This is a genomic window from Paenibacillus liaoningensis (assembly GCF_059609455.1).
On the sequence record NZ_JCAALU010000008.1, the window covers coordinates 273,153 to 293,033 of the forward strand.

The following is a 19,881-nucleotide window of genomic DNA, read 5'->3' on the forward strand; positions in this document are numbered from 1 at the left end:
CAAAATGAGAAAGAGGTTCCTTCGTCTAATATTTATCGTAGTCCTGTTTATTGGAATAAGCCTCTGGAGTTCCGCATCGCTATCCGTGTCCGCAGCAGATGTCTGTACTCCTGCAAATAATGAGCAGCAGACGAATGCTGCCGCCTCATCGCCAACCGACTCCCCCTGTAATGAACATGCGGGTCATGAGGCTCCAGATCCGGCTGCAACCGCTCCCGGGGATCAGTTGACCGATGAGCAGGCCGGGTGGCTGCTTACAGGTGTCATTGCTTTATTTCTCATTATCGTCGTCATATGGCGCCAGCATGCTTTCAAGTCGAAGCGTTAGCTGCCAAAGGAGTGGCGCAGCTTAATGATAGGGCTGCATCGTTATGCCGCAGACGCGAACAATAGCCAGCGTGCATTTTAGCTATCTGCGGCCTCATGTTTTATTTTTCTATTAAATGATGGACAAGCTTAATGATAAGACGAAATGCAACCGTTTGGACGCATCTGCCGTATAAGTAGTGCTCTGTGTAAGACAGGCGGAAAGGAAGAGATTAAACATGGCCATTCGTTCAGGAAAAAGCATACTTTTAATCATTGGAATGTTATTATTAGGAGGATGCTCGTTATTTGAGGAAGCCAAGCAGACGGTCAATTCCGTATCAAACTCGGCCGAATATGTGACGGGAGCAGCAACGTACATGCAGACGCTGACAAATTTCAGCGAGCAGGCGACGCAGCTTGCGGAGCAAGCCGTAAACGATGCGAGTGCACGCGCTGATTATAAAGAACAGCTGGTAGCTGTGCAGGAGTCCATCAAGCAGTTTGGCGAGCTGCACGCGCCGGATTTTGCCAAGGACGTCCATCAGTCCGTGGTCGATTATAATTTGAAGCTGCAGGAAAGCATTGATGCGGTGCTGAAGCAGATCGAAGACGGCAAAGCATTGATTGACGCAACGGAAATTCCAAATACGATTAACAAAATCAACGAGCTGTTAAATCAAGTGAATCAACTTCAGCAGCTGGTATCGTAACGGTAAAGAGAGGAAGAGTGGAAGATGAAAGTAAATATTTTGCATGCTAGCATGACGAACTCCAAGGAATCCGGTTTCGTAGGCAAGGTTCATTTTGAAGTAGAGGGCCAGACGAACCAATACGAAATTACCCTTCATAGCCGCAAGGCGACAGAGTGGGGCTACGGTTTGTTTTTTCTGAATGAATCGGGCAAGGAAGAAGATCTTTTGGCGGTTGAGGATGAGCTGGAAGAGGACGATGAACTGTTTGATTCCCTCGTGAATGCAGCTTGGGAAACGCTTGAGAAGAAATAAATAGCTCCGGTAAAAAATAGAGCTGGTGTCAGCCTGGACATGCTGTCCGTGCTTGCGCCGGCTCTATTTGCGCCAAGGCTGATGGCATAAACGCACTTGTCGATCATACAATCTAATGTTATCATTAAGATTACAATTTAATAGGAAGGGAATAAGTGTCAGCAGGCGCCAAAGCGCCCAAGTTGACTTAATAGGGAAGTCGGTGAGAGACCGGCGCGGACCCGCCACTGTATGAAGCGTCCTAACGCTTCAAAGCCAGGAGACCTGCTTATTTCAACGACACTGTAAACCTACGTGGATATTAGGAAGGTGTTAGAGATTGGATGGCCCTTCGCTGTCTGCGTTTAACAAGGACATTGGTCTTTTCAAGCATTTCTAACACATATCGTTAGAGGTGCTTTTTTTGTTGGATAGAAATTGTAAATTGCTACATAGAAGGAGTTGGGCATCAATGAGTGAAGCAGGCGTCGGCAAGCTGTTAATTATCGGATTCGGCCCAGGGAGCTTCGAGCATATTACGAAACGCGCCCGTGAAGCGATTCAGGAGAGCGATATTGTCATCGGCTACAACACGTATGTCGACTTGATTCGGGAGCTAATCAGCGATCAGGCGATTGTGCGTACGGGGATGACAGAGGAGGTCAGCCGGGCGCAGGAAGCGGTGCGCCAAGCGGAGAACGGCAAGAAGGTAGCCGTTATATCAAGCGGCGATGCGGGCGTATACGGCATGGCAGGACTCGTGTATGAGGTGCTGATTGAGAAAGGTTGGAAGCGTAATGGCGGGGTAGAGGTTGAAGTGATTCCCGGCATTTCTGCCATTAACTCGACAGCATCCCTGCTTGGCGCGCCGATAATGCATGATGCTTGCACGATCAGCCTGAGCGATCATTTGACGCCTTGGGAGCTGATTGCGCGCAGGGTAGAAGCGGCCGGACAAGCGGATTTCGTCATTGCGCTTTATAACCCGCGCAGCGGCAGAAGAACGCGGCAAATCGTGGAGACTCAGCGGATTTTGCTCAAATACCGCTCGCCAGATACGCCGGTAGGCATTGTGAAAAGCGCGTACCGCGACCGTGAAGACATTGTCGTGACGACGCTTGCCCGTATGCTTGACCATGATATCGGCATGCTGACAACAGTCGTCATCGGCAACTCGACGACCGTCAATTATGACGGGCTAATGATTACGCCGCGCGGCTATCAGCGCAAATATACGCTTGGCGAAGGCGCGCAGCCTTTGAAGCCCCACCAGCGTCTGCAAGAGAAGAATGAGCCGTGGGCGCTTCATACGGCAGGAATGCCTGAGCTTCCAGCGGACGGGGGCTATCGTGCGGATGAATATGACGCGACGGACCAGCTGCTCGAGCGGGAGGAGCCGCAGGCGGTTGCGCCAGATGAACCGAGAAATGATAATGGACAGGGCGGCGGAGTGGCGGTTGCAGTAGCCCCCCCGGTTGCGCCCGTGAAGCCGGCCCCAGCCCCAATAAATACAGCCGTTTCAATGAGGGCAGAGGCTGCCCCGGCACCTGCAGTATCGCCTCTGCATTTGGCGATGGAAGCGGTTCTCCTGAATGATCGCAGCAAGGGGATCGAGCCTAGTGCGGCGTTTGGCGCAGTATCGAGCCCTATGCCTGTGTTTGCGCAGCAATCGGTACTTGAGTTTGCCGTAAGCCCAGGTGTCGCGACAAAAAACTTCACGCCCCAGCAGCTCGTAGCATTGGCGCAGGCTGTTGGCGAGAAGGGTTCGATTGAATATACGCCGCATCATCATTTGCTGGTGCGGATTCCAACATCGGACCCGGACAGTGTGACGGCGAAGCTGCGCGCGGATGGGCTCAGCCTAGCTCCAATCGGTGATGTACTGCAATTGAAGGCTTGCGATTTTTGCAATCTGGAGAAGGCGGAATCGGTGCCTTATGCCGATGAGCTGCAAGACAAGATCGGCGGCATGGCAATGCCGAAGGAGCTGCGTGTCGGGTTCAATGGCTGCGGCATGGCATGTTATGGCGCAGTTAACGAGGATATCGGCATCGTGTATCGCCGTGGCAAATTCGATTTGTTCCTCGGCGGCAAAACCGTCGGCCGCAACGCGCATGCCGCGCAGCCGGTTGCCGAAGGCATTGCCGTCGACGAAATCGTGCCACTGATTGAACGCATTATTGCGCTTTATAAATCGGAAGGCCATCCGAATGAGCGCTTTCATAAATTTTTCAAACGAATGGGTCAAATAGAAGGCTATCGCTATCAGGAGCTGCCTGTTTTTCATATCGAAGACGCATTGTGCGGAGACTAGCGACAGCAAGGGAGATGAAGGAAGATGGATGCGGTTTTGTTTGTAGGGCACGGAAGCCGGGATGAGAGAGGCAATGAAGAGGTACGCGAGTTTGTCGCCTCTGTAGCTTCAACACTGAAAGCAGATTTGGTAGAGCTGTGCTTTCTGGAGTTTGTCACGCCGACGATGAAGCAGGGCTTTGATATTTGCGTATCAAAAGGGGCGACCCGGATCGCCGTCATTCCGATTACGTTATTTTCGGCAGGGCATGCAAAGCTGCATATGCCAGCAGCAATTGATGAGGCAAAGCTGCGTTACCCTGCTGTAAATATTATTTATGGACGGCCAATTGGCGTCCACGATCAGGTGCTGGAAATTTTGACCTCCCGCCTTGGCGAAGCGGTTGCCGCAGAGGAAAGCGAGCTTGCGGATACGGCCATTTTGATCGTCGGCCGGGGCAGCAGCGATGCGGATGCGAACAGTGAGCTATTCAAAATTTCCCGCTTGTTCTGGGAGCGTCTAAAAGTGAAATGGGTCGAAACCGCCTTTATTGGCGTTACGGCACCTTTGATGGATGAAGGAGTAGAGCGCTGCCTCAAGCTGGGCGCGCGCAAAGTCATTATACTGCCTTATTTCCTGTTTACCGGTGTCTTAATTAAACGGATGGAAGCGGCGATGGAGCAATATACGGCTGCATATCCGGATACGGAATTTGTGCTTGCAGAATATTTCGGCTTCCACCCGCTGCTTAAAGAGATTTTGAAAGACCGCGCAGCAGAAGCGCTGCAGGACGAAGTGAAGATGAACTGCGATATGTGCCAGTTCCGCCTGCAAGCGATGAAAGATCATGACCATCACCACCACCATGATCACGATCACGACCATCACGACCACCACCATGATCATCATGATCACGACCATGGTCATGATGATCATGCACACGACCACGGCCATGACCATCGTCACGATCATGATCACCATGCGCATGATCACGAGCATCATGAGGGCCATACGCACGAGCATAATCATGACCAACATGACCATGATCACCACGAGCACGAGCATCTTGAAATCGGTGAGCTTGCTGCCGATGATGCCAAGGAAGATTCGCAGAAGAAAAATGATCCGTCCAAGGCGGCTACGCTTGTCGGGGAGGGTTAAGCAATGATTTTTATGCTATGTGGAACAAGCGATGCGAGGGAGCTTGCCGTACAAATTAAGGCGCAGGGCTATAGTGTGCTGACTTCGGTCGTGACCGATAGTGCGGCAGGCAGCTTGAAGGAAGCCGGGCTTGACGTGCGAGTAGGTCGGCTGACCGCAGACGAGATGGCTGCTTACCTGAAGGGAAATCAGGTACAGGCTGTCGTTGATGCCAGCCATCCTTTTGCCGAGGAAGCGCATCGCAATGCAATGGCGGCGGCCGAGCAAGCATCGGTGCCATATATTCGCTATGAGCGCGAGAGCCTGACCTTTGATGGACAGCCGCTGATTCAGTATGCGGATGATTATGCCGAAGCAGCCGAAATGGCGGCTGCCAAGGGCGGCGTCGTGATGCTGACGACAGGCAGCAAAACGCTCCAGGTTTTTACCGAGCGTCTGCTAGGCTTGCCTAACGTGACGCTGATCGCCCGTATGCTGCCGCGCCTCGACAATATGGAAAAATGCGAAGCGCTGGGACTGCCGCAAAAGCATATCGTTGCGATGCAAGGGCCATTTTCCAAAGCGCTCAACCGCGCTCTTTATGAGCAATTCGGCGTGACGCTGATGATTACGAAGGAGAGCGGCAAGGTCGGTTCTGTGGATGAGAAGCTGGAAGCCGCACTTGAAATGGGTATTGAGACAATTATTATTGGGCGCCCTAAGCTTGCCTATGGGCATGTTTTTTCGCGCTTTGACGAAATAAGTGATACATTAAAGGAAATGTTGAAATAAATAAACGTTAGATCAAGATTGAAGGAGCTGAGCGAAAAACATGGATTTTATGACGGATTTTAAACCGCTTACTGTACAGCCGCAGGAAATTGAAGCACGCAGCTTTGAAATGATTACCGAGGAGCTTGGGGAGCACCCGTTCACGGATGAGCAATATGCTGTTGTTCAGCGCGTTATTCATGCTTCGGCAGACTTTGAGCTGGGGCGCAGCATGATGTTTCATAAGGATGCGGTTCAGGCGGGCATTAAGGCGATTCTTGCGGGCAAGCCTGTAGTTGCCGATGTGCAGATGGTTCAGGTTGGCATCAGCAAGCCGCGCATTGAGAAGTTTGGCGGCGACGTGCGCGTATACATATCGGATGCAGATGTAATGGAGGAGGCGAAGCGCCTCAATACGACCCGGGCGATTATTTCCATTCGCAAGGCGATTCGTGAAGCGGACGGCGGAATTTATGCGATTGGAAACGCACCTACGGCGCTGCTGGAGCTAATTAGACTGGTGAAAAATGGCGAAGCCAAGCCTGGCCTTATCGTTGGCGTGCCTGTCGGCTTCGTATCGGCAGCAGAATCGAAGGAGGAGCTTGCCAAGCTGGACATTCCGTTCATTACGAATCTCGGACGAAAGGGCGGGAGCCCGGTTGCCGTGGCTGCGGTTAACGCGATTTCCCTGCTGGCAGAGCGCCAAGTGTAAAAAGCGTGGACAAGAAAGAGGATAAGCCGCTTCGCCATGGCTATACGACAGGCTCGTGTGCGACTGCCGCGACGAAAGCGGCGCTGACAGCGCTGATTTTGCGCGAGCAGCAGACCGAGTCGGAAATTGTGCTGCCGATTGGCGAGCGGGTCACTTTTACCATTGTAAGCTGTGAGCTGACCGGAGATTCCGCAATAGCAGAAGTTATTAAGGATGGCGGCGATGATCCGGATGCTACGCATGGCGCGAGCATTTTTTCGGAGGTCAAATGGCATGACGGCGAAGGTGTTTTGCTAGATGGCGGCATTGGGGTTGGACGGGTAACGAAGCCTGGCCTGCCCGTGCCGGTTGGCGAAGCCGCCATTAATCCGGTGCCGCGCCGCATGATTCATGAAGCGGTGGAAGAGGTGCTGCGCTGCTTCGAGCTGGAGGGGCGGGGCGTAAGCGTCGTCATTTCTGTGCCGGAAGGCGAGCGGATCGCGCTCAAAACGTTAAATGGGCGCCTCGGCATTTTAGGCGGAATTTCCATACTCGGGACGAGAGGCACCGTTGTGCCATTCTCGACCTCAGCATATAAAGCGAGCGTCGCGCAAGCGATTAATGTCGCAGCCGTCAGCGGCTGCGACCATCTTGTTTTATCGACAGGTGGCCGAACGGAAAAGTTTGGGATGGAGCTGTATCCCGATTTGCCGGAGGAGGCTTTTATCGAGATGGGCGATTTTATCGGCTTTTCGCTGAAAATGGCCCGAAACAAGCATATTCGCAAAGTAACGCTAGTCGGCATGATGGGCAAGTTTTCGAAGGTGGCACAGGGCGTCATGATGGTGCATTCCAAAAGCGCGCCTGTCGACTTTGGCTTTCTCGCTGAAATAGCAGAATATGCAGCTGTTCCCGAAGGCCTTGTGGAAGAAATTCGCGGCGCGAACACCGCCTCACAGGTTGGAGATATGATGCAGGAGCGCGGCATCGATGCTTTTTTCGAACGGATGAGCGAGCTGTGCTGCTATCACAGCAAGAAGGAAGCTGGCGGGCAGCTTATCGTCGAGACGGTCATTATATCGATGAAAGCCCAGCTGTTAGGAAGAGCTGAACAATAGCGTTTTTAAGCTGCATTTAAGCTGCACGGCAGCAAAGGATCGGGGGAGATAGGCTTGGGGAACAAAATCAAAATGATCGGCATTGGCGATGACGGAGCGTCAGGCTTGCCGTCGCTTTATGAAGGCTGGATTCAAGAGAGTGAAGTACTAGTTGGCGGCGAGCGCCATTTAGCCTTTTTTCCACAATATGCGGGCGAGAAAATGGTCATTAAAGGCGGCCTGGCTGACCTGGCAAAGCAACTGCAGGCGGAGAGCAGACGGACGGTCATTCTCGCTTCCGGCGATCCGTTGTTTTATGGCATTGGCGGTTATTTGGCCGGCAAGGTGGAGCTGGACATTTATCCGGCGCACAGCTCGGTGCAGCTTGCATTTGCGCGAATGGGCGAAAGCTGGCATGATGCGCTGCTGACAAGCGTTCACGGCAAGAGCATCAAGGGGCTGGCGCAGCGTATCGACGGCAAAGCGAAGATTGCGCTGCTGACCGACGATAAGAACAACCCCAGCGTTATTGCCCGCTACTTGCTCGACTTTGGCATGACTGAATATAAAGCTTTTTTGGCTGAAAATTTAGGTGGAGCGGATGAGCGCACGGGGTGGTATGAGCTGGGCGAGCTTGCGGAGGCGGAATTTTCTCCGCTGAATGTATTGATTTTGAAGCGTGTAGGGCCGAGCCCTTCGTGGCCGCTAGGTATTGCTGATAGCGAATTTGCCCAGCGGAAGCCGGACAAAGGGCTAATTACCAAACGTGAAATCCGCGTGCTTAGCCTTGCGGCTATGCAACTCAGGGAGACGAGCACGGTTTGGGATATTGGCACGTGCACAGGCTCCATGGCGATTGAGGCTGCACGGATTGCCCGCCAAGGCGATGTATATGCCATAGAGAAGAACGAAGGCGATCTTGCCAATTGTGTGGAGAATGCCCGGAAATTCAGAACCGACCTGACGACGCGGCTGGGACGCGCGCCTGTTGGTCTGGACACATTCGCTGATCCCGATGCTGTATTTATCGGCGGCAGCGGCGGCGAGCTGCGCGAGCTGCTGCATATTTGCTGCACGCGGCTCAAGGAAGGCGGACGCATCGTCGTGAATGCGGCAACGATTGAGACGATGGGCAAAGCGATGAGCGCTTTTGAGGATGAAGGCTTTAAAACCGATATTACGCTGGCGCAGCTGTCGCGCAGCAAACCGATACTCGATTTGACGCGTTTTGATGCGCTTAATCCGATTTTTCTAATTACAGCTTGGAAGCAGCCAGAGACACTCACCGAGGAGGAAAGCAGCAATGACTAAGCTCGGCAAATTATATGGAATTGGAATTGGACCAGGGGACCCGGAGCTGATTACGGTTAAAGCTTTTCGGCTTATGAAGGAATGCCCGGTTATCGCGTACCCGCGTAAAAAAATGGGCGCCAAAAGCTACGCGCTGACGATAGCTGAACTGTATGTAAATGCAGCGGAGAAGGAAATGCTCGGACTGACCTTTCCGATGACGAAGGATCGCGAATCGCTGGAGCGCCAGTGGGAGAAGACGGTGCAGCAGGTATGGCAGCCGATTAGCGAAGGCCGCGATGTGGCGTTCGTTACGGAAGGCGATCCGATGATCTACAGCACCTATATCCACCTGATGCGGCTTATGCGCGAGCGCCACCCAGAAGTGGAAATGCAGGCGATTCCCGGCATTTCTTCGTTTAATGCGTCGGCTTCCCGCCTTGGCATTCCGCTTGCCGACGGCGATGAGCATGTGGCGATTGTTCCGGCAACGCCAAGCTATGAAGCGATGCGTACGGCAATTGAGCGCCATGACTGCGTCGTATTCATTAAAGTGGCGAAAGTGCTGGACTTGATGCTGACCGTATTGCGCGACCTGAAGCTGGTTAAGAACGCTTATGTGTTGACGAAGGTTACATCATCCGAGGAGCAGGTATGGATGGATGTCGAAGAGCTGCAAGGGCGCGAGCTTGAATACTTGACATTAATGGTGGTGAGAAAATGATCGTACATATTATTGGAGCGGGTCCCGGCGATCCCGATCTCATTACAGTAAAAGGGCTCAAGCTGCTGCAAGCGGCAGATGTCGTTATGTATACCGATTCGCTTGTTAATGAAGAGCTGATTGCGAAAGCCAAGCCCGAAGCCGAGGTGCTGAAAAGCGCCGGCATGGATTTGGACGAAATGGTTGGCATCATCGTAGACCGGGTAAAGCAGGGGAAAAGCGTAGCACGCATCCATACTGGCGACCCAGCGATGTATGGGGCTATTTTGGAGCAGATGGTGCTGCTTAAACGCGAAGGCATCCATTGTGAAATCGTGCCGGGCGTTAGCTCGGTATTCGCTGCCGCTGCTGCGGTTGGGGCTGAGCTGACGATACCTGACCTGACGCAAACGGTCATTTTGACACGGGCAGAAGGACGGACACCTGTGCCTGAGCTGGAGAAGCTGAAGGATTTGGCGGCGCATCGCTGTACGATTGCGCTCTTCCTCAGCGCTACGCTGACGCGCAAAGTGGTGCAGGAATTTAAAGATGCCGGCTGGGAAGACGAGACGCCAATCGCTGTCGTTCGCCGAGCGAGCTGGCCGGATCAATTAATTATCCGCACAACGCTTGCGGAGCTTGACAATGCGATGCGCGAGCATGGCATTCGTGCGCATGCGATGATTTTGGCCGGCTGGGCGCTTGATCCGGAGCTGCACAACAAGGACGCGCACCGTTCGAAGCTGTATGACAAAACGTTCACGCACCGCTTCCGCAGAGGAGTGAAGCCGGAATGAGCGCGATCATTCAGCTGGAAGAAGGCGTCATCCCGGAAATTCGCCAGAAGCACGAATATGCGGTAGTTGCGATTACGAAGCATGGCGTGCAGACAGGCAGACGGCTGCTGGAAAATATGGGCGCAGTCGACTTGTATTATATGGGCAAATTCGAAGCAGGCGATGAACAAAGCCGCGGCATTCAGCTGTTTAATGGCTCGGTGCGCATGCTGTTTCCTGCATTGTTTCCGAAATATAAAGGAATTATTTGTATCATATCGCTTGGCGCAGTTGTGCGAATGATTGCTCCATTGCTGCAGGACAAGAAGAAGGACCCCGGCATCGTCGTTATTGATGATAAGGGGGAGCATGTCATCAGCGTGCTGTCCGGCCATCTCGGCGGAGCGAATGAGCTGACGCGGGAGACGGCAGCAGCTATTGGCGCGCGTCCAGTGCTGACGACGGCATCGGATGTACAGCGTACGCTGCCAGTCGATTTGTTCGGGCGGCGCTTTGGCTGGGAGTGGGAAAGCGATGCAAAGCTGACACCTGTCAGCGCTGCTGTCGTCAATGAAGAGCCCGTTGCCATTGTGCAGGAGTCAGGCGAGCGGAACTGGTGGATGCATGATACACCGATGCCTCCTAATCTAGTTATTTACGACTCCATTGCCGCAGCGGAGGCGGCCGCGCCTAATGCGGCGCTCATAGTCACGCACCGCCTGTTGGAGGCAGATGAGCAGAAGCTGCTGGATAACGGCGTGCTTTATCGTCCGAAGGTGCTGGCGCTTGGCGTGGGCTGCAATCGGGGAACGCCAGCAGAGGAAATCGAGGCGGTTATCGTTTCTGCTTTGGAAGGCATTCGGGCTTCGATTCGGAGCGTCAAGGCGATTTGCACCATTGATCTCAAAAAGGATGAAGAAGGTCTGCTTGCGGTATGCGCCAAATACGGCTGGCCGCTGGTGACGTATACGCCTGCGGAGCTGAACGAAGAGGAAATCAGCGAGCCCTCCGAAACGGTATTTAAATTTACTGGAGCTTACGGAGTAAGCGAGCCTGCGGTAAAGCGTTATACGAAAAACAATGAGCTGCTGCTGGGCAAGCAAAAATCCGGCAATGTCACGATTTCAATTGGGCTTATTCCATTCGCATAAGCCGTGCAGCACTGCTTTTTTTAAAATATAGGAAAGTATATGATTGCTCGATCCTTTCTCTATATTTCTCGAATGAAACGCGCTGTGCCGCTAGATAGAGGACGGCGACAGCCGTTTCACCTTGCCACAAGTCCTTAAAGAAAGGAATTCACACGTTATGACGATAGCAACGCAAAAAAGAATCATTATTGCCGGAACGGGCAGCGGAGTTGGCAAAACGACGACTACCGTCGGGCTGATGGCTGCTTTAGCGCGCAGAGGACTAGCGGTACAAGGCTTCAAGAGCGGGCCCGATTACATTGATCCGACCTATCATACGGCGGCGACAGGACGGCAGTCACGCAATCTGGACAGCTGGATGTGTCCGCCCGCTACGGTGAAGGAAATATATTCGCGTGCTGCGAGCACGGCGGATATTTCAATCATTGAAGGTGTGATGGGCTTATATGATGGCAAAAATCCGCTTTCGAACGAAGGCAGCACCGCTGAGCTTGCCGTGCTGCTGGACTGTCCCGTGCTGCTGGTCGTCAACTGCCAAAGCATGGCTCGCAGTGCGGCAGCCATTGTGAAGGGCTTTCAGGCGCTGGATGACCATGTGCGCATCGTCGGCGTCATTGTGAACAAGGTGGGCAGCGACAGCCATTATGAGATTGTGAAAGCGGCCATCGAGCAGGAGTGCGGCATTCCAGTCGTCGGTTATTTCAAGCGCAGCAGCGAGCTTCATATACCTGAGCGTCATCTGGGCTTAGTCCCTTCGATTGAGCGGGGCGAGCTGTCGCCGTTATTTGACCAGCTGGCGGCGATGTGCGAAGCGTCGGTTGATCTTGAACACGTGCTTGCGCTAGCAGAAGCGCCGGTCATTCGTGGAGCAGCAGCGGGTACTTCCTTATTCGAGAGGAGAAATCCCGAGGGCAGCGTGCGAATGGCGGTTGCCAAGGACGCGGCGTTTCATTTTTATTATCCGGATAATCTTGAGCTGCTGGAGGCGTATGGTGCCGAGCTTGTATACTTCTCGCCGCTTGCAGGGGAAGCTGTGCCGGATGAAGTGTCGGGCTTGTATATTGGCGGAGGCTTTCCAGAGGAATTTGCCGAGCAGCTGGCGCAGCAGCAGCACGTTCATCAGTCGGTGCAGGACGCTATTGCTGGCGGCATGCCGACGCTTGCCGAATGCGGCGGTTATATGTATTTAACGGAGCAGCTTACCGATACGAGCGGCAATAGCTATGCGATGGCTGGCGTGCTGCCAGGAAGCGTAGTCATGCAAGGCAAGCTTGCCGCGTTAGGCTATCGGGAGGCAAAGGGGCTGGGCGCTAATTTTCTGCTGCCGGAAGGCGACGAGGCGCGTGGACATGAATTTCATTATTCGGTTTATGTGCCCAGTACCGATAGTGAAGGACTGGAGCCGGCCTACGAGACAAAGGGCAGACGCGGCGTGAAGCAGGAAGGGGCGCAGCTCGCGCAGCTGGTCGCAGGCTATACGCACTTTCATTTTGCCTCAAATCCGCTGATGGCAGAGCGCTGGATTGCTGCATGTATGGCCTATGCTGCCCGTAAAGCATAATTTGCGCTGAAGCGCTTACGCTTTTTGGAAATATAGGAAAGGATATGCTTGTTCCATCCTTTCTCTATATTTCTACGCGAAACGGAAGCTTTGCCTCCAGAGGACGGCGACAGCCGTTTACGCTTGAAATATAGGAAAGCATATGATTTTCCGATCCTTTCTCTATATTTCTACGCGAAACGGAAGCTTTGCCGCCAGAGGACGGAGACAGCCGTTTACGCTTGACCATCTTAAACATTTCGTAACTTTTAAACGTATTGTTTCCGCTATCATAGTAACGATGAGTGACCTAAACATATGACCGGGGGATTCCAATTACTATGATGGATTTTCAATATAAAATAAATCGTTTAAGACAATGCGAGTCTATATGCTACACGATATGCCTAAAGCTATTACAGGACGAACAGCAGGCGGCGAAAGCGACGGAATGGCTGCTCATGCGCCTGTTTGCAGACGAGCAGTTTTGGAAAACGTCTGATTCAGCCAGGGATCGGTATATTTTTCGGATCGCAAGCAATGCTTATTTAAATCAATCACAGATGCGCTCCTTTATGAAAACTTCATAAGGGGCGTGTTTGTTGTTAAGGGAAGGAAGCAGAGCGACTATGATCAAAACAGGCAATACACGCAGCATTACTATCGCGCTGTTCGTTGCGACCTTTCTGGCAGCGATCGAAGGGACGATCGTCAGTACGGCTATGCCGAGCATAACGCGAGAGCTGCAAGGAACCCAGCAGTATAGCTGGGTTATTTCGATTTATTTGCTAGCTACGGTCGTCACGACGCCGATTTACGGCAAGCTGTCAGACTTATTCGGCCGCAAAAATATGTTTATGATCGGGGCTGCAATTTTTTTATGCGGCTCAATGCTGTCGGGCCTTGCGCAGACGATGACGCAGCTTATTATTTTTCGCGCGATTCAAGGGCTGGGGGCTGGTGCGCTCACGACGATTCCTTATACGATCATCGGTGATTTATATGCTTATGAGCAGCGAGCGAAGGTGCAGGGCTGGATGTCGAGCATTTGGGGAATAGCTGGTATATCGGGTCCTTTGCTGGGCGGGCTGCTAGTCGATTTTGTCTCGTGGCGGGCGATATTTTATATGAATTTGCCATTTGGCATTGTGGCGATGTTTCTGCTGGGCTCTACTTTGAAGGAAGCCTATGAGAAGCGGAAGCGATCGATTGATTATGGCGGAATTGGCACGTTTGCGGTAGGGATGTTCTGTTTTCTCTATGCCTTGACACTGCTGCGTTCAGAGACGGGCGAGCAGGGTGCCAGCTATACGGAGATCGGGCTGCTTTTTGCAGGGGCTGCGGTGCTGATGACGCTATTCTTCTACATTGAGAAGCGTGTGCAGGAGCCGCTGATACCGCTTGTTTTGTTCAAAAACCGCACCATCAGCATGGTGAATTTGCTCAGCTTTTTGCTATGCGTCGTCAATGTCGTTATTATTTTTTATTTGCCGCTCTGGCTGCAAGGCGTATATGGTAAAAGCGCTACCTATTCCGGTTTGGCGATGATTCCGCTTTCGGTCAGTTGGCCGCTCGGCTCGATTCTCGCAGGCACATGGATTTCGCGAATTGGGCTTAGAAACATAACGCTAATCAGCGCATTTTCCCTCTTATTGGGAAGTTTGGGCTTTATGTTCCTGAATGCCACGACGCCGATTGCTTGGTTTATGCTGTATATGTTTTTAACGGGCTTAAGCTTTGGGCTTGCGCTAACCAGTTGTACGATATCCGTGTCATCCGCTGTAGAGCGGCAAATGCGCGGTGCCTCGGTTGCAACGAATAACTTTATACGCACGCTCGGCCAGACAATCGGAATCGCTTTATTCGGCCTGCTGCTGCACACTGGCAGCACGAACATTATTGATCCGCTATTGCTGGAGGAAAGCTTGCACCAGATCTTTACGATTGTGGTCGTTTTGTCCCTCGTCGTCGGTGCAGTATCGCTAGCATTACCACGTATTTCTTCTGCAGAACGACAGGAAACGAAGCACGCTTCTTAAAATATTTGTCATAAATAATAGGCAGAGTGCAACTTTTCAGATTATATTGCGTCCAAACTTTTGGCGGATATGTAGAGAAATCGCAATTTATTTTGGAAAAGGAGATTCACATGCTTAAAAAAGTCAGCTTATTTGCACTCGTATTCCTTTTTGTCTTTACCTTGGCTGTGCCGATTCAGGCGGAAGCAGCGCAAAATGTCCTAGGTCAAGAGCAGCTCGTTCTGCTTCAAAAGTCGAATAAAATGTATCACAATGGCACGCTGTATACAGCTACGCAGCCGGTAACCGAGCTGAAAGGCACGACGTACGTTTCGGCGCGCTCGCTCGCAGAGCGGCTCGGCGGCAAAATCGTATACGACAAGGTAGCCAAGGAGTATGTGCTGACGACAGAAAAAAACGTGCTTCGTTATGCCATTGGCAAATCCTCCTACAATGTGAATGGAGCGGTACAGCCGTTTACTGGAGCTCCTTATAACTTGAAGGGAACGCTGATGATTCCGCTTCGTACGCTGCTGCAGCCGCAGGGCATCACGATGAAGGTGAACAAGGCGGAGAAAAAAATTACGCTGGCTTGGACGTTCAAGATTGCGCCAGTCGCAACATTTACAGTAAGTCCTAAAGTCATTTATGCAAATGAAACACAGGTGACTTATACGAACCAGGCGAGCAGCAGCACTCCCATTGTGGACGAGCGCTGGGAAGGCAATTTGTCGATGTTTGACCAGCCGGGCATGTATACGGTAACTCATTGGGTTCAAGATTCGGATGGCGTCTGGAGTGAACCATATTCGGTAACGCTTGAAGTGCTTCAACCGAATTTGCCTCCAGTAGCGAAGTTCGTCACTAACAAAACGAGCTACTTGATGGGCGAGCCAATTGAATATACCGACCTCAGCAGCGACGAAGAAAATGCGATTACGAGCACCAACTGGACGAATAAGGAGCAAGGCTTTTTCGAGCCGGGCCCGCAGACCATTTCCTTGAAAGTAACGGACAAGCATGGGGCAAGCAATGAATATTCGCTCTCCATTATGATTGAAGATCAGGAGCTATATTCCAAGCAGGATTTTGGCATGTTATTTACGCCGCCGGGAGAGCGCTTCTCGATTAATGGATCTTCCGTTCTGAATTATGATGTCATTCCTTATTCATTGACAGAGTATGGACAGCAGACTCTGCTTCGCAGCAACAGTCCAGAGCGAATTGTCAATGAAGGCGTGTATTATACGGATTCGGCTTCAGGCAACGTTCGCTTGATGTCACATAATGTAAACAACCGTTTAAACAATGTGCGCATGTACATCGTTGCTACGAACGAGACCAATCAGGAAGCGACGGTTCAGACACAGCGCGTCGGTATTGGCGGTCCTGCGCTGTATGTATCGGCAACAGGCAAATCTTCCATTAGCAAATATTTGACCTCGCGCATGAATCCGGTCATGAACGATATTACAACGATTCCAGCGGGCGAGAGCCGTCTTATTTTGAAGCAGCTCAGCGATTTGAAAATTTCGCCGGACCGCGTATTGACGATGATGGCGGATGTTTCGACCTCAGGTCCAATCAAATTCAGCTACGTCATTATTGATGACGGCAAGGATGTTCTGTCCGAGCTTCCACTGCTGCCATACTTGGAACCGGATGGCATTCACATTCGCGGCACATTCGAAAAGGCTGATCGTACGATCAACCTGACCCAGCCAGTAGGCGCACAGCCAGGCCGTATGGTATTTGGCGATAAAGTAGTGGATACACGCCTTACAACGATCGATAAGCTTACAGGTGCAACGATTTACAATGAAGGAAATTATGGCGTCGTATACGTCGTGAAGCTGTTCAATGTTCAGCCTAATACGCTCATTGCCTTGAACCCGCGTGGCGGACATTACGGCGGTGCCTTCCTCGTTAACAACAATGTTGTTCTGACGACGAATAATTCCTTCCTAGCGAACAATGGTGAGGCGGGTGTTCTGTACCGGACGGGCAGCTCATCAGAAGCGGTAACGATTGTATTCTCGCCGGCATCCGGCAGCAACTTGCCAATCAATTTGCTGTTTATGCCAATGCCAGAGAAGAAAAGCTAGCGAATGCAGCAAGCAAATTCAAGCAAAAGCATCTTTGTGTTCACAAATTTGAACACAAAGATGCTTTTTTTATTGCGATTAGGAATTTCCGAACATTAGGCAGCATCTGAACATTTATGATAGCTCGTCGATTTTGGTTAATGAGTTTTGATGTTGAAATCATAAATGATTTTAAGTTGGCAATTTTATAACTCTACTGCTTAAATCGGGAAATACGACAAGACTCTAGTTCGCATCTTGATTCTCGATTGATTATTTCAGTTGCAGCTAGACGCGCAATTAGCGGAGCCAGAGTAATGGCAGAATGCATCACCGTCACATAAAGTCCCTTCATCTGATTATGAAAGCCTACAATCGGATAGCCGTCCTCTGGCATTGGTCTCAACCCAACTTTGATGCTTTCCAGCTCCAATTGCTCCCCACCCTTCAGACTGCGACGCAGCGTCTCGAAGGCACGTTTGCCCACGGCCTCGGGCCCATTTTCCTCCGAATCATCGATATAATCTTCCGCAGCTAGCAATGAATGATCGGTTAGCTGACGCGCTTCAAACTGCGCATTCGAGATTAGTGTGTGTATTAATCTACTCGAGGTCTTCATCCGAATCAGAATGGAAGGTGACGGCGTTACTGGTATGGGGAAACCTAACGGATTGCAAAGTTCGGATACGCCTGTACCCGCGGCCAATACCACAATATCAGACTCCATAAACCCCTTGGATGTATGTACGCCTATTAAGCGTGAATTTTCTTGCTGCAGTTGTGTAACGTTGGTATCAAACTGTACCTTTGCTCCGTATTCCTGTGCTTTTCTTAACAATAGTTCCGTTAATCCGATCGGATCTACTGCTCCTTCATCATTGGCAAACATCGCATCGTTCGGATACTCCTTCAGATTCGGTTCCAATGCCTCAATCTGCTCTCGGTTTAATTTTTGAAGGTGGATTTGTTCATTTAGGCTCGAATCGCCCCACGTTAATGCTCCATGCCATTGAATTTGTAATTCGGATAGCTCTTGCTGTAATGCAAGGTATTCTTCTGAAGCACTGTCATACAAATGTCTGTACTGCGGAGCCACCCTATGTGTTGTATGTATCCAGGCAAATGATTTTTCTGTAACTTCACGAGCTGCGGTAGTGTGTCGTTCAATAACGGTTACATCCTGATTTCGTTTTGCTAGTTGATAGGCCATACAGGCTCCGACTATTCCTGCTCCTATAATTACTACTTTTTGTTTTTCCAGCAGTGACGCCCCCTTTTTCATCCTATTTTAACATAAGCATTGTATTTCAGTTAATTATAGTAGACATAAAGAATCGAGAGAACTATGCGGCAGAACGTTACATAATAGGGGATCAATCTGTTTATTTCAATAGGCTCGCATGGAAGGCGATGGAGTGGCGATTGCTGATTATACTTGAAAAGGCGAACGATAGCGCGTGTTTTTCAGTTAATTGTAAGGGGAATTTGGAACGATAGAAGCTTGCTCATGTCATATTTTACTTTGAAAGCGGTGTATTTAGTGTATTTCAGGCATTCACCCACGACAACATGTTAAGTTTAATTACATATACTATTGATAAATCGGGTTTGGTGCTTTATTATGTTATAAAACATGACTCAAACTTGAAAGAGGGCAATTCAATGACAACTATACTTATTCGCAACGCAACGATAATGACGATGAATGAACGTGGCGATATTTTTACGGGTGATTTGCTCATTCGCGGCAAGCGTATTGCTCAGATTGGCGGGGAGATCGCGGCGGATGGAGTAGATCGGATCATTGAGGCTGATGGCAAAGTTGTGTTGCCGGGCTTCGTACAAACACATATACATCTATGCCAGACGTTATTTCGCGGGCGTGCAGATGATTTGGCTTTAATTGAATGGCTGCGTGAGCGGATTTGGCCGCTAGAGGCAGCTCACAGCCCCGATTCGGTTTATTATTCCGCGATGCTGGGCATAGGCGAGCTGATCCGCAGCGGGACGACGACGATTTTGGATATGGAGACGGTGCATCATACCGAGTCGGCTTTCCAGGCGATATTAGAGAGCGGCATTCGCGCCATTTCTGGCAAGGTGATGATGGACCATGGCACGGAAGTGCCGCTGGCGCTTCAGGAAAATACAGAGCAATCGCTGCAGCAAAGCGTCGACTTGCTTGAGAAATGGAATGGCGCTGGCGACGGCCGCATCCAATATGCTTTTTGCCCAAGGTTCGTTGTGTCTTGTACAGAGGAGCTGCTCATTGGGGTACGCGATTTATCCGAGCAATATAAGGTCAAGGTGCATACCCATGCTTCCGAAAATACGGGAGAAATCGCGATTGTAGAAGCGGAACGCGGCAAGCGCAACGTCGTTTATTTGGATCATATCGGGCTGGCAAGGCCGAATTTGATTTTGGCCCACAGTATTTGGCTCGATGAGGAAGAGAAGCGGATTATTAAGGAGCGAGGCGTTAAAGTTACCCATTGCCCCGGCTCCAACATGAAGCTGGCATCGGGCATTGCGGAAATTCCCGAGCTGCTGCGCGAAGGCATCGATATTGGCATCGGGGCAGATGGCGCAGCATGCAACAACAATTTGGATATGTATCAGGAAATGCGGCTGACCGCTTTTATTCAGAAGGTGAAGCATGGCCCAACGGTCATGGATGCGCGCACGGTGCTGCGGATGGCTACGATGGGCGGGGCAAAGGTGCTTGGCATGGAAGAGGATATTGGCAGCTTAGAGGAAGGCAAGCTAGCGGATTTGCAAATGCTTGATTTGGAAGACTTTCATGTGTATCCGTCCTATGATGCAGACTGGTTCTCGCGTGTTGTTTATGCAGCAACCCGCGGCGACGTGGATACCGTCATTATTGACGGACAAATCGTCATGGAGAAACGCATAATGAAGACGATTGACAAGCCGCTTGTGCTGCGGGAAGCAGACCGTTCGCTTAAGGGACTGCTGGCAAGGCTGTAGCATTTAGGCTGTAGGCCAGAACTTCATTTCATCATAACGTTTTAAAA

17 protein-coding genes and 1 riboswitch are annotated in these 19,881 nt (G+C 51.1%); of the genes, 16 read left to right on the plus strand and 1 reads right to left on the minus strand.

Annotation, left to right across the window (positions count from 1 at the left end; all coding sequences use genetic code 11):
* Positions 1-4 precede the first annotated feature (4 nt).
* The 15 genes from AC6B99_RS14175 (at position 5) to AC6B99_RS14245 (ending at position 16,867) form a co-directional block, all read left to right on the plus strand.
* Positions 5-328 (plus strand): hypothetical protein, encoded by a 324-nt coding sequence (locus AC6B99_RS14175; protein ID WP_056037977.1) that lies wholly within the window; start codon positions 5-7, stop codon positions 326-328.
* Between the two features lie 217 nt (positions 329-545).
* A complete protein-coding gene (locus AC6B99_RS14180) occupies positions 546-1,019 on the plus strand; it encodes a DUF6376 family protein (protein ID WP_056037975.1) in 474 nt (157 codons plus the stop codon).
* A 24-nt stretch (positions 1,020-1,043) separates the two neighbouring features.
* Entirely contained in the window at positions 1,044-1,313 is a 270-nt protein-coding gene (locus AC6B99_RS14185; RefSeq protein ID WP_046233152.1) for a hypothetical protein, read from the plus strand.
* Between the two features lie 136 nt (positions 1,314-1,449).
* Positions 1,450-1,599: riboswitch (cobalamin riboswitch) on the plus strand.
* Positions 1,600-1,764: 165 nt separating this feature from the next.
* The gene (cobJ, locus tag AC6B99_RS14190; RefSeq protein ID WP_494863913.1) at positions 1,765-3,606 is read left to right on the plus strand and encodes a precorrin-3B C(17)-methyltransferase; all 1,842 of its coding nucleotides are present in this window, start codon (positions 1,765-1,767) and stop codon (positions 3,604-3,606) included.
* 24 nt (positions 3,607-3,630) lie between these two features.
* A complete protein-coding gene (locus tag AC6B99_RS14195) occupies positions 3,631-4,746 on the plus strand; it encodes a sirohydrochlorin chelatase (protein WP_496663565.1) in 1,116 nt (371 codons plus the stop codon).
* Between the two features lie 3 nt (positions 4,747-4,749).
* A complete protein-coding gene (gene cobK, locus AC6B99_RS14200) occupies positions 4,750-5,517 on the plus strand; it encodes a precorrin-6A reductase (protein WP_496663566.1) in 768 nt (255 codons plus the stop codon).
* A gap of 40 nt (positions 5,518-5,557) precedes the next feature.
* Entirely contained in the window at positions 5,558-6,208 is a 651-nt protein-coding gene (locus tag AC6B99_RS14205; protein ID WP_056037965.1) for a precorrin-8X methylmutase, read from the plus strand.
* 5 nt (positions 6,209-6,213) lie between these two features.
* Positions 6,214-7,305: a cobalt-precorrin-5B (C(1))-methyltransferase gene (locus AC6B99_RS14210; protein WP_056037963.1), complete on the plus strand. Its 1,092-nt coding sequence runs from the start codon at positions 6,214-6,216 to the stop codon at positions 7,303-7,305.
* Between the two features lie 72 nt (positions 7,306-7,377).
* Positions 7,378-8,595, plus strand: a complete 1,218-nt coding sequence (gene cbiE, locus AC6B99_RS14215; RefSeq protein WP_494864015.1) for a precorrin-6y C5,15-methyltransferase (decarboxylating) subunit CbiE — start codon at positions 7,378-7,380, stop codon at positions 8,593-8,595.
* Positions 8,588-9,298, plus strand: coding sequence for a precorrin-2 C(20)-methyltransferase (cobI, locus tag AC6B99_RS14220; RefSeq protein ID WP_046233157.1), 711 nt, complete (start codon positions 8,588-8,590; stop codon positions 9,296-9,298). Before cbiE ends, cobI begins: the two co-directional genes overlap by 8 nt.
* Positions 9,295-10,074 (plus strand): precorrin-4 C(11)-methyltransferase, encoded by a 780-nt coding sequence (gene cobM, locus AC6B99_RS14225; RefSeq protein ID WP_046233158.1) that lies wholly within the window; start codon positions 9,295-9,297, stop codon positions 10,072-10,074. The genes cobI and cobM overlap by 4 nt, the downstream gene beginning before the upstream one ends.
* Positions 10,071-11,204: a cobalt-precorrin 5A hydrolase gene (locus tag AC6B99_RS14230; RefSeq protein ID WP_056037960.1), complete on the plus strand. Its 1,134-nt coding sequence runs from the start codon at positions 10,071-10,073 to the stop codon at positions 11,202-11,204. The genes cobM and AC6B99_RS14230 overlap by 4 nt, the downstream gene beginning before the upstream one ends.
* A 157-nt stretch (positions 11,205-11,361) precedes the next feature.
* Entirely contained in the window at positions 11,362-12,765 is a 1,404-nt protein-coding gene (locus AC6B99_RS14235; RefSeq protein WP_494883672.1) for a cobyrinic acid a,c-diamide synthase CobB, read from the plus strand.
* Positions 12,766-13,373: 608 nt separating this feature from the next.
* Positions 13,374-14,783, plus strand: coding sequence for an MDR family MFS transporter (locus tag AC6B99_RS14240; protein ID WP_056037954.1), 1,410 nt, complete (start codon positions 13,374-13,376; stop codon positions 14,781-14,783).
* Positions 14,784-14,893: 110 nt separating this feature from the next.
* Positions 14,894-16,867 carry a copper amine oxidase N-terminal domain-containing protein gene (locus AC6B99_RS14245; RefSeq protein ID WP_496663567.1) on the plus strand — a complete coding sequence of 658 codons (1,974 nt, stop codon included), beginning with the start codon at positions 14,894-14,896 and terminating at the stop codon, positions 16,865-16,867.
* Positions 16,868-17,060: 193 nt separating this feature from the next.
* Here the strand turns inward: AC6B99_RS14245 and AC6B99_RS14250 are convergent, their stop codons facing one another.
* Positions 17,061-18,128, minus strand: a complete 1,068-nt coding sequence (locus AC6B99_RS14250) for an NAD(P)/FAD-dependent oxidoreductase (protein ID WP_496663568.1) — start codon at positions 18,126-18,128, stop codon at positions 17,061-17,063.
* 380 nt (positions 18,129-18,508) lie between these two features.
* Here AC6B99_RS14250 and AC6B99_RS14255 point away from each other — a divergent pair, with 380 nt between their 5' ends.
* Positions 18,509-19,834, plus strand: coding sequence for a 5'-deoxyadenosine deaminase (locus AC6B99_RS14255; protein ID WP_056037947.1), 1,326 nt, complete (start codon positions 18,509-18,511; stop codon positions 19,832-19,834).
* The last annotated feature ends 47 nt before the right edge of the window (positions 19,835-19,881 follow it).